Below are 13,277 nucleotides of genomic sequence, written 5' to 3'. Positions count from 1 at the left end.
TACTTCCTTGTATATCGTCATGTTACCTGGAGATGTTTTGTTAATCTGGCCTGTCGTACACGGCATTTGCTAATCAATATGATTTTATAATGAAGTTTATCCCGATTACTGTGGCATTGATCGACCTACTCGAAGTTGATAGCGTCCGTTCATCAACAACAGAGAGCATAATGGCTAATACCAATAGGTATGAAATATATTGCCTCAATTTTATGCAGGAAAAGTGCTTAAAAAACATCCTCGCTTATTTTTTGTGGGCAACGGCTGCGTCTCCCTTCGCTAAAATATATATACAGATTCCCCCTAAAATTGCACAGGATGCTAACACTAACCTAAACGTAATTGGTTCGCCCAACAAAACCACACCACCTAGTGCAGTTATTACTGGAACACTTAGTTGAACGGTTGCTGCGCTTGTGGCTTTCAAATAAGGTAAAACGCTATACCAAAGTGCGTAGCCGATACCCGATGCTAACGCACCCGATGCCACGGCATACACAATTCCGGAATAATCGACACTCATTTGCGGTATCATTAACATGCTTACCACTAATGCGAGTGGAGCCGCACGGAGAAAATTACCAGATGTTTCTTGCGTTGCATCACCAGCACTTCGTCCACGCAACGAATAGATCCCCCATGCGATACCTGCGCCTAGCATCAGTAGCGATCCCACTAAAGGGGGCGACGCTAACCCAGGCAAGAAAAGCACAATTAAACCACCTAATGCCAACGCAATACCTGAAAACTGTTTAATATTCGTCAACTCCCCGGCAAACACGCCATAACTGATCATTGTAGCTTGCACGGCACCAAACAGCAGAAGCGCACCAGTAGCAGCAGGAAGACTTAGGTAAGCAAATGAAAATCCCGCTGCATAAGCTAGTAGCGAAATCGCAGAAATCCAATTACCTCCCCATATTAGCTGACGATTTTTCAAAGTAACGACGACAGCGAGCATCACGACAGCGGATAAAATTCTAATCGTTGTAAAACTCGCCGCATCAATGTTCGTCTCGTTAAAAGCCAATCTACAGAGCAATGAATTACCAGCAAAGGCGATCATTGCAATGACGGTAACAAGGATTAATCGGGATGATGACATAGAAGAAGTCTCTTATCGGTAACAGTTAATTGCCTTGGTTTATCACGAAGCTCAACCCAATAATGACTTAGGTTTATATAAAGCAATGCAAGGAGGACATTAAGTTAACACTGTTAACAAATGCATTACAACTAATCAACTTCAATATTCCAATAAATCGATTTATTTTTCCCCTTGTACTTATCAATTTGTTCATTATAATAATACTGTTTATTTATACAGCTAGGTCGCTATGAACATTATACCTATACCTGCAAGTGCAGGCATTACCGGATTTGAATCTCCTGCGAGTGATTATCTTCAATTGCCATTAAGCCTCGATGCGCTGCTTGTCGACCACCCAAGCTCAACTTTTATTGGTAAAGCTGATGGCCACTCTATGCAAGGAATTGGTATTTTTAGTGGCGATATTTTAATTATCGACAGACATATTCAGGTTAAAAATCAAGATGTTATTGTGGCAAATTTGAATGGTGAGTTTATTTGCAAAATTATCGATATACCTAATCGGATGCTACTCTCGGCTAATCAGTACTTCCATGCTATATCAATACGAGAAAATGACCAATTTACGATTGAAGGCGTGGTGATCCGATCCATTCGATGTCATCGCCCCAGCCACCTTTTAGAGAATATCACTTAATGTATGCATTAGTTGATGCGAACGCATTTTATTGCAGCTCTGAGCAAGTTTTCCGCCCCGAATGGCGTGGTAAGCCAATGGTTGTGCTATCTAATAACGATGGCTGTATTATCGCTGCGAATAAACAAGCCATATCCTTGGGTATTAAAAAATTTCAGCCCTATTTTAAATATCGAACACTATGTAACACAAAGGGTATAATAGTTTGCTCCTCTAACTATGAGTTATATGGAGATCTCTCTGGCAAAATGATGCAAATTATTGGGCGATTTGCGCCTATACAGCATATCTACTCCATTGATGAATGCTTTCTTTTATTTGCAGATTTTTTAACCATTCCCAACCTTATTCAAGATGCACAGGAAATGCGCAAAGCAGTCTGGAAGGAGGCGCGCTTACCTGTTTGTGTCGGTTTAGGGGCGACGATGACATTAGCAAAGCTTGCCAATCACATCGCCAAAAAATCACCTGACTCGAATGGCGTCTCTCTATTAACCCCTGCTGATATGACGAATCATATCTTCAAAAATATATCGCCTAGTGAGGTATGGGGAATTGGCCGTAAAACAAATAGAAAACTCTGCGATATGGGGGTTAATAGTGTGACCAAACTACTCCAGTTAAAGCGCCATATAATCGAACAAAATTTCAATATTGAATTGCTACGCACTATTCAAGAATTAAATGGTGAAAAATGTAAAGGATGGGATGAAACGCGCGCAGATAAGCGACAAATATTTTCGACACGGAGCGTGGGACAACGTATTGTAAATATCGCCTGTTTACAACAAGCCCTTGTTAAACATATAACTATCGCAGCCGAAAAACTACGTATTCAAGGGTCACTTTGTGGTACTTTAATGGCTTTTGTGGCAAATAGCCCATTTGATACCGCTCCCCGCTATTTTAAGATTATTAAACACTTTACCCCGCCAACGCAAAGCACCCCAACCTTAATTAAAGCAATCACTAATGATATTCAGAGACTTTATATACCCGGTATTCAATATTATAAAATAGGTGTCGGTTTAGTTAATTTGAGCAGTACACACCACCAGCAATATGATCTCTTTAATGACGCCCAAAACGATAATCAACTGATGAATTTAGTTGATAATGTTAACCAAAAATATGGTCGAGATAGCGTACTATTTGCCAGTCAAGGTGTTAATGAAAAATGGTCAATGCGACGGCAGTTTTTAACCCCACAATACACGACTAATTGGAAGGATATACCGAAAATACATTGCTAATTAACCCTCATAGGGGATAGCAAGGAAAAGCGTAACAGAATCAACATCATTATTTGCGTATAGTGGACATTATTTGTAAAGTGACATAGCGCTGTTACCTGCAGCCTCTATGACAACGACAAACGGATAGGAGATAGACGATGAAACTTGGGATTGTTGGTTCAGGAAATATTGTAAAAGAAGCCTTAGCAGCATTGACCTATGTGCCTGAAATAACAATACAAGCGATCGTCGTTCGCGAAAAATCGCGCGCAGTAGCTGAGGAGCTACAGAAACAATATAGCATTAACAAAATTTACTGCGATTACGATCGATTTCTTGAAGATGCTGATATCGAAATGATCTATATTGGTATTCCTAACAGCCTACACCATCACTACAGTAAACGTGCCCTACTCGCAGGAAAACATGTGATATGTGAAAAACCATTTACCTCAAACTATCACGAACTAAAAGAACTCGCAGATTTAGCACGAGAGAAAAAATTATATCTGTTCGAAGCGATCACCTTGATCCACTCAAAGAACCTTGCCTATGTAAAGGAAAAGTTAGCTGAAATCGGGGAGATTAAACTAATACAGTGCAATTACTCACAGTTTTCCAGTCGTTACCCTAAATACCAACAGGGCGAAGTATTAGCGGCGTTTGATCCAGCCTACTCAGGCGGCTCGCTGTTCGATATCAATGTCTATAACATTCACTTTGTTTGTCGACTTTTCGGTAAACCAGAATCGCTACATTATCACGCTAACATCGGTTTTAATGGTATCGACACTTCAGGTGTTTTAGTGATGAACTACCCGCATTTCACTGCGATATGTAGTGCCGCTAAAGATTCACAAAGCCCATGTCATGCAACGGTGCAAGGTACAAAGGGTTACGTGAAAATAGCCGGGCCAACTAACGAAGCTAAAGAGGTAGAATTTAAGTTAATAGAGGAGGCTTCTATATCAACCAATAAAGGGGAATATAGCAATCGTATGGTTGATGAATTTAAAGTATTCGCGGCTCTCTACCACAGTAACAATTATGCCGCTTGTTTAGCATTGCTGGACCACTCACTCGTGGTAATCGACGTGCTAACTGAAGCTCGCCTACAAGCCGGTATACACTTTCCTAACGATCTGCTATCCGAGCTAACACCTGACAAGGCATCTTGATATATTGGCAGAAAATATTAGCAACAACCTTAATTAACGCTGAGGGAAAATATGTCGCAACCGATAGAAATGATCATCGCTGGTGCAACTGGTTTAGTGGGAAAATCAACATTAGAGGCAGCATTACAGTGCGAAAAAATAACCCATGTCTATTCGCTTTCGCGACGCCCAATTACAATAAAAGCCGCTAAATTAACCCAGTGGTTAGATGAAAAATTAGATATTCCTAGTTTTATAAATCCCCCAAAATTTCCAATAGTTGCGGTGATCGCACTAGGCACAACCATCAAAAAAGCGGGTAGTAAAAAGCAGTTACACGCTATCGATGTAGAGCTCGTGATTAAGGTCGCAAAGGATATGCTCACATTAGGTGTAGAGCATATTATTGTCATATCATGCTTGGGCGCCTCCCCTAAAGGGGTTTCTCATTACCTTCGTTGTAAAGGGGAGATGGAAATGAGGCTACAGCAACTCACTTTTAAAACAATTACATTTCTCCAACCAGGTCCCTTAGCTGGGCCACGTGATGACCCTAGAATGGATGAAAGAGTACTACAATGTGTTATGCAAGTGATTAGCCCATGCATGCTAGGTTCATTGCAAAATTATAAACCGATTGATGCCACTGATGTAGCTAAGGTAATTATCCACTTAGCAACAGAACAGCTGGATATTGAAAAAAAACAGGTAAAACGCCTAACCAGCTCACAAATGCAATCACTAATTAGTTAGTTTAATTTATATACAATTAAGATAGAAATTTATCCATTAATGTACCATAATTACCCTATCTGTATTAATTGAGGCTATGACAATGGACATTTCCGGCACAGCAAATGTTATCAAGCAACCAGTCACCTTACAACGAAATGATCCCTATGATTCAAAACAGCAACAACTTGCTACTGAAACTCAAAAGCAAGCGCAAAGCGTCGATAAAATAACCACCGAGCAGCCAGTACAAAAAAGTACTGAGGTTAATAAAGATAAGGTTAATGCACGTGTTTCAGAATATCAATCCCTTTCATCTTCATCAGGCCATCAAGTGACTGCCGATGAAGCGGTGGGCAGTTTGATTGATGTTCGAGTTTAGCAGTCGCTGCTATGAATATCAGTTTAACGACTATTTCATTACCCTTTGCGAACGGCGCTCCCCTTGCACCAAGCCGTTCGGAAAAAACGCCGGAAGCGGTTAATTTAAATGCCCACACCACAGTGTCAATTAGTACGGTAACGGATGCGACACAAAGTAACATTGCCCCCCCCACTTACCAAAGGCCAATAAATAAACAGGCTGATGGTATTGCCTCTCCATCATTAAATCCCAATGAAACAAAGCAACAAGGTGAAGAGCCCGTAGTGCAAGATGGCGATCAAACCATTGTGCCAAAAGATAAGCAATCAGATCCTGAAACACCGCGTACGACAAATAGTAGGCAGGAGCAATATAGCGATGCTGAATTGAAGGAAATCAGCTCATTAAAAATGCGCGATACTGAAGTCGAAATTCATGAAAGAGCGCATTCTTCAGTAGGAGGGCAATATGCTGGAGCCCCCAGCTATACCTATCAGACTGGACCTGATGGGGTAAAATATGCCGTTGCTGGCAAGGTTTCCATTGACACCTCTGCCATTGCCAATGATCCAGAGGCAACTTTACGTAAAGCACAACAAATAAAAGCAGCGGCTTTAGCGCCCGCAGAACCATCAGGACAAGATAAACGGATAGCAGCCAAAGCAGACCAAATGGCGGCACAGGCAAGAAATGATATATTACAAGAAAATCAGAAAAGTGATGATATAAAGGGAGCAGCATCCAGCCTCTGGCTACTCACGACCAGAGCACTTTGCTGGTGAACAATCGTTACAAAAAGAACATGATACTGACCAAACAGTGCAACACCGTATTCAACAGATCCACACTCTCTATGAAAATTCATCCATCAGTAAAATCAACTCAACCTTCCATAGACAAATCTAGCTTCGCTATTTTGCTTGTATAAACGGCTTTATATTTACTCCTAAATATTGAATTTGCCATTAATAGCAAAAAGCAATTTCAAAAATTCCGCCAATGTTGACTGAATGTAATAAAACGCTGTAATAACGGGGAGAGATATTTTTCTTTATGATGTATTAAATAATATTGCCTTATTTGATTTTTCGGCAAATTTAACATGCTAATTCGATTAGCTTTGACTGCATGTATAACGGCTAACTTTGATAAACAAGCAATCCCCAACCCCGCTGCGACACTATTAATAATGACCTCTGTATTTGTGAGTTGTAGCGCCACCTTGTAGTTTTTTAAATGTGGCTCTAAGTAGCGCATAAAATAGTGTTTAGTACCCGACCCCTCTTCACGAAAAATCCACGGCTGATTATCTAAATCGGAAATATCTGTGAGCACGGTTTTACTCAATGCGGAATTGGGTGCACAGACAATGCACATTTCATCGGATAACCATGGCTCTATATGAATACTATCATCGTGAACTTTCCCCTCTACCAAGGCGACATCCAATTCAAATTTAGCTAATTTCTCATAAATAGCAGCACTATTTGAAACAAATAGCGTTTGCTTGAGGTGTTCTGTTTCTAAGCGAAAGTCTCGAATTATAAACGGAGCTAATTGATTACCGATGGTATTACTCGCGCCAATTTTTAACTGGCCCGTTAAACCAGATTGTTCATCAAATAAACTCGTCATATGATCGGCACGAGTAAGATTTTCGTCAGCTAATGGTTGTAGCTTTAAGCCAAACGAATTAATCAACAAACGATTATTATGTCGGTCAAATAGTTGATGACCTAATTGCTTTTCTAACTCGCTAAGCGCCATACTAACTGCCGGTTTTGTTAAATAGAGCTTTTGCGCAGCCAGCGTAATTGATTTTTCTTGAGCAACCATTTTAAATATATTTAATTGCCTTAATGCAATATTCATTTATCCCCGATTTAATACCATCTGCCTTGCTTCGCTATCATCCATTACTCGAAAAGTGAATAACAATGACCTCACGTTACATCAGCTCTGTTAGCCGATCTGGCACTTAACAAAGTAACTTGAGGTAACAGAGGTAGAAGATTGCCGAAATTTCTTTGATAACTATACTGGCGGTTGAAGATTTTGTCCCTTTGATTGGATAATATCCTGATACCAATAAAAACTTTTTTTACGTTTGCGCATTAAACTGCCCTGACCATTATCATCACGATCGACATAAATGTAACCATAACGTTTAGACATTTGTGCCGTAGAAGCACTGATTAAATCGATAGGACCCCAGCTGGTATAGCCCATTACCTCTACCCCATCTTGCAGTGCTTCACCAACTTGATATAAGTGATCATTGAGATAGGAAATACGATAATCATCTTCAATCTCCCCCTGTCCATTAACCTTATCAACTGCGCCTAAACCATTTTCAACGATAAAGAGTGGTTTTTGATAACGGTCATAGAGTAAATTAAGCACAATCCGCAAACCTTTTGGATTAATTTGCCAGCCCCAATCTGTAGATTTAAGATAGGGATTGCTGCCCATTTTTAATACTTTTTCATCAACTATTTCCATTTCAGCATGTGTGGTGACACAGCCCGTCATGTAATAGCTGAAAGAGATAAAATCAATAGTCTCTGTTAACGCTTCCTTATCTTCTTCATTAATATCCAATTCAACACCTAACTCTTTAAATTTACGCGTCATATAGCTTGGATAATAACCTCGGGACTGCACATCACCGAAAAATAACCATTCTCGATTTTCTTGCATAGCAGCAAAAATGTCATCGGGATGACAAGTTAAAGCGTATTGAATAGCACCGAGCATCATATTACCTATTTTGCCATCGGCTACCAGTTCGTGACAGGCTTTAACAGCCTTAGCACTCGCGACAAGTTGATGATGCATTCCTTGATATAGACTTTGAGGGTCGCTCCCCCGAGGAATACCAGCCCCTGTAAAAGGTTCATGCAGCGAAATATTTATTTCATTAAAAGTTAACCAATGTTTAACTCTATGACCGTAGCGGTTAAAAACGACACGTGCGTAACGTTCAAAAAATACAATTAATTCTCGACTTTTCCAACCTTGATAATGCTCGGCTAAATACAATGGCATCTCATAATGCGAAAGAGTCACCAACGGAACCATGCCATGCTTCTCTAACTCATCAAAAATTTTGTCATAGTATGCCAAACCAAGTTCATTTGGCTCTAATTCATCACCTTTTGGAAAAATACGACTCCATGCGATTGATAGGCGAAAACAAGTAAACCCCATCTCAGCAAACAGAGCAATATCTTCGGGATAACGATGATAAAAATCGATCGCGGTATCTTTGATATTAAAATCACCTTGGTGACGTGTTTTTAATTCGCCAAACGTGCCAAAGGGCTGCACATCAGAGGTTGAGAGCCCTTTACCATCGATATTATAAGCCCCCTCAATTTGGTTAGCAGCAGTCGCCCCTCCCCATAAAAATTCATTCGGAAAACGAAAAGACATAAAAGCTCCTTAATAAGTTTTGGTTACTAGATTGCTAAACAGCAAACAACCAAATGATTGCTATAATCATATGAAATGATTATTATTCAATAACAATTATTTTAACAACACATAAAACTCAATGATTGATAAAAACACTAGGAACAACATGAAAAATTTAGGATTTTCACGGAAGATAATATTAGCGGCCAGTTCAATTATTGCCTTAGCATTAATCGTTTTAGCCTCGATTAACTATATTACAGTCATGAATCATACTCAAACTAACTTGCACGCTAACCTTACAGAAACGTCTCATACCGCTTCAAGCAATATTTCTAATTGGCTAAACGGTAAATTACTCGCTATATCAACAGTTGCAGAAGAAACAGATGAAATCAGTGCGACAATGGACAGATCTAAACTCGCATTGATCAATAAAGCTGCAAATTTTGTGCATGTTTACGTTGCCAATGAATCCGGCACTATGGTCTTAGAGGATAAAAATATATCGCTGCCTGCAGATTATGACCCGCGCATACGCCCATGGTACACACAAGCTAAACGACTTAATTCGGCATCATTTACTAAACCTTATGTCGATGCAACCAGTGGTGATGTATTACTTTCAGCGATGGCTCCCATTAACAGAAATGGTCGTTTTGTTGGTGTTGCCGCCAGTGATTTATCACTAGACTTTATCAGACAAACCTTAGATCTTGTTGATTTTTCTGGCATGGGACATGTTTATCTCATTGCTGATGACGGCACTATTTTAGTACATCAAAACAAAGGGTTAATCCAAAAGAACATTAATGATATTTATACAAAAGATAAGATATCAATACAACCTGAATTAATGGAAGCTTCTAGCGATGCAGGCCCCTGCTTGTTGGTTTTTTCCCCATTGAAGGCGTACCATCACTTAAATGGTATCTAGCCGTTGAAATCAACAAAGAACAAGCTTTCTCATCGATAAATAAAATCCGTAATTTAGCATTATACCTCCCACCAATCACCGTTATCATTGCTGTTGTATTATTAAGTTTACTGATGGTTCAATTAACCAAGCCGCTGCGTACATTACAAACTGCAATGCATGATATTGCCCAAGGAAATGGAGACCTAACCAAACGCTTAGCGATCACAAGTAACGATGAAATAGGTAAACTAGCGGAGTACTTTAATACCTTTGTTGCCAATATTCATCACATGATGACAGATTTTAAAAACAACTCCGATGAAATGCTTACAATTTCAGAGCAAATGCATAATATTTCGACTCAAAGTCATCAAGAGATGGAAAAACAAAAGCACGAAACAGAACAGGTAGCGACAGCAGTATCAGAAATGTCAGCCGCAACCAGTGAGATAGCACTCAATGCACAGGGTGCTGCGGAAGCTGCCCAAGAAGCAGATCATGAAGGACAGTTAAGCAATAAAATAGTTGATGAAGCAATCTCTTCTATTCAAGGTTTAGCCATTAATTTAGCAACTGCAGAGCAAGTGATTGGCGAGTTGGAGCACGAAGTTAAAGATATCAGTACCGTCTTAGGGGTAATTAAAGGTATTGCAGATCAGACCAATCTTCTCGCTTTGAATGCGGCAATTGAAGCCGCTCGAGCTGGTGAACAAGGACGAGGCTTTGCAGTCGTTGCAGATGAAGTCCGCAGCCTTGCTGGTAAAACACAAGAGAGCACTGAAGAAATAAACAATAAAATTACCAGCTTACAAAATGGGGCGAAACGCGCCGTTGATTCGATGAAACAAAGTAGAGAAACGAGTGATATTAGCGTACAAAAAGCAGGAGAAGCCGGTGAATCTCTTGTGCGTATTTCAAGTTCTATATCACGCATTTCTGAAATGAATATTCAAATCGCAACGGCATCTGAAGAGCAGACTAATGTGATTGAAGAAATTGCGCGTAACATCGTTAATATTTCAGATGCAACGGAAGTGACCAATCAGGCTGCCAATGAAACAGTAAAAACCAGTGAAAAATTATCCGGTATCGGTAAAGTCATTAACGACAAAGTGAATCTTTTTGTCATTTAATTGAATCACTTGCTAAACTAATGCCATTCGTCGAGAATGGCATTTTTTGCACATGCATCAGCTTTCAGATAATTATAAAATAACCCACCAAATCAACCACTTAACTATCTACTGAAACCGATATTGCCTACGCTAGATACCCGAGATTATCGCCAGCTAAATGTCTACAAGATTAGCTAGTTGCGTTAATAGACTAACAAATTAGGGATAGCCATAACGAGCACAGTCGATGAGTAATATCAGTAGCTTTATAAATCCACGTGAGCATCAAGAACACAAAACAATAAAAGTAATTAAGGATAATATGTCGAGATCCTGTAATACAAGTTCGCTACATTTACATCAGTCCGAACAGGGATATTGTGAAATTTGCTTACATAAAGAAAGCAGACCTGCTCTTTTTCAAGAATGGTCTGCTCTATGTACGCTGATAAGTATTGCTTAGTTAACTATTATGCCTAATAGAATACCGACGACACCAAAGTCTGCATCACTAAATGTTGTGTTAGCAAAACCTAAATCACCCAATACTGGCAATAAAAATACAGGTAAGAAGGTAATTAATAAGCCTTGCGCAAAGCCACCTAAAATGGCACCACGGCGTCCACCAGTTGCATTACCAAATACCCCTGCCGCTGCACCTACAAAGAAGTGAGGCACAACACCTGGAATTATCATGGTCAATCCCATTAGATAAAGCAGGAACATACCAAATAACCCTGCCGCAAAGCTAGATAAGAAACCAACTAAAACCGCATTGGGTGCATATGGGAATACCACTGGGCAATCAAGTGCAGGAATGGCATTGGGTACAAGTTTATCTGAAATACCTTTAAACGCCGGTACAATTTCAGAGATAACCATACGCACACCTTGCAAAATAACCCAGACGCCAGCTGCAAAACTAATTGATTGCATTAAAGAAAACATGAACCAATGTTGGCCACCACTGACTTCACGCACATAATCACCACCAGCAAAAAGGCAGGTAATGATAAAGATAATAAACATCGTGAATGAGATAGCAACGGGTGTATCACGTAAGAATAATAAACTCTTAGGTACATCCATATCTTCGGTTGAATGGGCTTTATTACCAAATTTACTGCCGATGAAACCCGCTAACACATAGGAACAGGTTGAAAAATGACCAATAGCCACATCATCAGAGCCCGTCACTTGAGCCATATATTTATGTGCAATGGCAGGGAAAAATACCATTAATGATCCAACAATAATTGAACCCGTTGCAATAAGTGCAACCCCTGACATACCGCCACTCGCTAAGATAGCAGCAACCATCATCGACATGAATAAAGTATGATGACCGGTTAAGAAAATAAATTTCCATGGCGTGAAGCGTGCAATTAAGATATTAACAATCATGGCGAACAACATTATCATCGCCATCTCTTTACCGAATGCTTCTTGCGCTATCGAGACAATCGCTTCATTATTAGGTACCACACCATGAATGTTGAAAGCTTCTTGGAATATTGCAGAAAAATCACCCAATGAGCTAACGACAAGGCCAGCACCCGCACCTAAAATAACAAAACCCATTATCGTTTTTACGGTACCTTTAATACATTCCGTAACAGGTTTTTTCTGTGCAATTAATCCGATTAGTGCAATTAAGCCAACTAATATAGCAGGCTCGGATAGCACATCATTCATTAAAAAGTTGAAAAACTCCATAATGGTCTCCTATAATGCGCCAAGTTCTTGCAATGCTGCAGACATGCGTTCTTTCATTGCCACTTTGTCTATCATATTATCCAGAGAAACAATTTTACCTTCGACTTTTTGTGCGATAAGTTGTTCTGCAATATCTTTCGTACCAACAAAAATATCACAATCCGTTCCTTTAGCTGAACCAAGAATCTACATGGTCAACATCTGCTTTTACGCCAAGATCTTTAACAATACTTTTAATGCTCATTTCCATCATTAAACTTGTACCAAGACCATTTCCACATACAACGATAATTTTCATAATTTATACCTTTTTTGATTTAATTCAGTGTTAATAAATATGCGCCATCTCTGGCATGGGATTAATTAATATTGTTCAATTATGCTGCGTATTTCAGCAACAGTATCTGCATTACAAATAGTTTCTACATGTTCTTCATTCATAAATAGCTCTACAAGTTGCTGAATAGCAAGTACATGGCTTTCACTATCTGTAGCAGCAAGTGTCAATAACAACTTTACTGGGTCATTTTCTTCATTATTGAACTTAACGCCATTTTTAATAATCGTTAAACTTAAGGATAGTTTATTTACACCATCTTCAGGCCGTGCATGTGGCATCGCAATGCCAGGACCAACAACATAGTAGGGACCAATTTCTTCATGAGTCCGAAAAATAGCATCCAAATAACTAGGATTAATCGCACCATTATCAATTAATGGTTGGCATCCTAATGTAACGGCTTCCTGCCAATTTTCTGTACTGTCATAAATATTAATGACATCCTCTGTAAGCAACGTTTTAAGCATGGTTTTACTCCCCTAGTGTTAAGCCGTCATTTTCTAGTGGTGCTACTTTACCCGTATTTCAAATACC

General features: G+C 39.5%; 14 protein-coding genes. 8 read left to right on the top strand and 6 right to left on the bottom strand.

What is annotated here, in order from left to right; genetic code table 11:
- Positions 1-244: 244 nt before the first annotated feature.
- Positions 245-1,105: a DMT family transporter gene (locus AB1A03_RS16395; RefSeq protein ID WP_354625672.1), complete on the bottom strand. Its 861-nt coding sequence runs from the start codon at positions 1,103-1,105 to the stop codon at positions 245-247.
- A 232-nt stretch (positions 1,106-1,337) separates the two neighbouring features.
- Here AB1A03_RS16395 and AB1A03_RS16390 point away from each other — a divergent pair, with 232 nt between their 5' ends.
- From AB1A03_RS16390 to AB1A03_RS16365, 6 genes are all read left to right on the top strand, one after another.
- A complete protein-coding gene (locus AB1A03_RS16390; RefSeq protein WP_354625671.1) occupies positions 1,338-1,748 on the top strand; it encodes a LexA family protein in 411 nt (136 codons plus the stop codon).
- Positions 1,748-3,001: a Y-family DNA polymerase gene (locus tag AB1A03_RS16385; protein WP_354625670.1), complete on the top strand. Its 1,254-nt coding sequence runs from the start codon at positions 1,748-1,750 to the stop codon at positions 2,999-3,001. Before AB1A03_RS16390 ends, AB1A03_RS16385 begins: the two co-directional genes overlap by 1 nt.
- Positions 3,002-3,141: 140 nt before the next feature.
- On the top strand, positions 3,142-4,161 hold the full coding sequence (locus AB1A03_RS16380) for a Gfo/Idh/MocA family protein (RefSeq protein ID WP_354625669.1): 1,020 nt from the start codon (positions 3,142-3,144) through the stop codon (positions 4,159-4,161).
- A 51-nt stretch (positions 4,162-4,212) separates the two neighbouring features.
- Positions 4,213-4,893 carry a Rossmann-fold NAD(P)-binding domain-containing protein gene (locus AB1A03_RS16375; RefSeq protein WP_354625668.1) on the top strand — a complete coding sequence of 227 codons (681 nt, stop codon included), beginning with the start codon at positions 4,213-4,215 and terminating at the stop codon, positions 4,891-4,893.
- An 82-nt stretch (positions 4,894-4,975) separates the two neighbouring features.
- Entirely contained in the window at positions 4,976-5,254 is a 279-nt protein-coding gene (locus AB1A03_RS16370; RefSeq protein ID WP_354625667.1) for a hypothetical protein, read from the top strand.
- A gap of 11 nt (positions 5,255-5,265) precedes the next feature.
- Positions 5,266-6,018 carry a putative metalloprotease CJM1_0395 family protein gene (locus AB1A03_RS16365; protein ID WP_354625666.1) on the top strand — a complete coding sequence of 251 codons (753 nt, stop codon included), beginning with the start codon at positions 5,266-5,268 and terminating at the stop codon, positions 6,016-6,018.
- 202 nt (positions 6,019-6,220) lie between these two features.
- On the opposite strand, the gene AB1A03_RS16360 is transcribed toward AB1A03_RS16365, so the two are convergent.
- Positions 6,221-7,108 carry a LysR substrate-binding domain-containing protein gene (locus AB1A03_RS16360; protein ID WP_354625665.1) on the bottom strand — a complete coding sequence of 296 codons (888 nt, stop codon included), beginning with the start codon at positions 7,106-7,108 and terminating at the stop codon, positions 6,221-6,223.
- A 162-nt stretch (positions 7,109-7,270) separates the two neighbouring features.
- Positions 7,271-8,671, bottom strand: a complete 1,401-nt coding sequence (locus AB1A03_RS16355) for a glycoside hydrolase family 1 protein (RefSeq protein ID WP_354625664.1) — start codon at positions 8,669-8,671, stop codon at positions 7,271-7,273.
- A gap of 148 nt (positions 8,672-8,819) precedes the next feature.
- Here AB1A03_RS16355 and AB1A03_RS16350 point away from each other — a divergent pair, with 148 nt between their 5' ends.
- Positions 8,820-9,590: a cache domain-containing protein gene (locus AB1A03_RS16350; RefSeq protein ID WP_354625663.1), complete on the top strand. Its 771-nt coding sequence runs from the start codon at positions 8,820-8,822 to the stop codon at positions 9,588-9,590.
- Between the two features lie 113 nt (positions 9,591-9,703).
- Positions 9,704-10,705, top strand: a complete 1,002-nt coding sequence (locus tag AB1A03_RS16345; RefSeq protein ID WP_354625662.1) for a methyl-accepting chemotaxis protein — start codon at positions 9,704-9,706, stop codon at positions 10,703-10,705.
- 441 nt (positions 10,706-11,146) lie between these two features.
- Here the strand turns inward: AB1A03_RS16345 and ulaA are convergent, their stop codons facing one another.
- The 3 genes from ulaA to AB1A03_RS16330 form a co-directional block, all read right to left on the bottom strand.
- Positions 11,147-12,403, bottom strand: a complete 1,257-nt coding sequence (gene ulaA / locus AB1A03_RS16340) for a PTS ascorbate transporter subunit IIC (protein ID WP_354625661.1) — start codon at positions 12,401-12,403, stop codon at positions 11,147-11,149.
- Between the two features lie 169 nt (positions 12,404-12,572).
- The gene (locus tag AB1A03_RS16335; RefSeq protein ID WP_354625660.1) at positions 12,573-12,701 is read right to left on the bottom strand and encodes a PTS sugar transporter subunit IIB; all 129 of its coding nucleotides are present in this window, start codon (positions 12,699-12,701) and stop codon (positions 12,573-12,575) included.
- 65 nt (positions 12,702-12,766) lie between these two features.
- Positions 12,767-13,210, bottom strand: coding sequence for a PTS sugar transporter subunit IIA (locus AB1A03_RS16330; protein WP_354625659.1), 444 nt, complete (start codon positions 13,208-13,210; stop codon positions 12,767-12,769).
- Positions 13,211-13,277 lie beyond the last annotated feature (67 nt).

The organism is Psychromonas sp. MME2, assembly GCF_040566515.1.
Lineage (GTDB): Bacteria > Pseudomonadota > Gammaproteobacteria > Enterobacterales > Psychromonadaceae > Psychromonas.
Note: the sequence above shows the minus strand (reverse complement) of the source record. Positions and strands in the feature narration are given on the sequence as shown.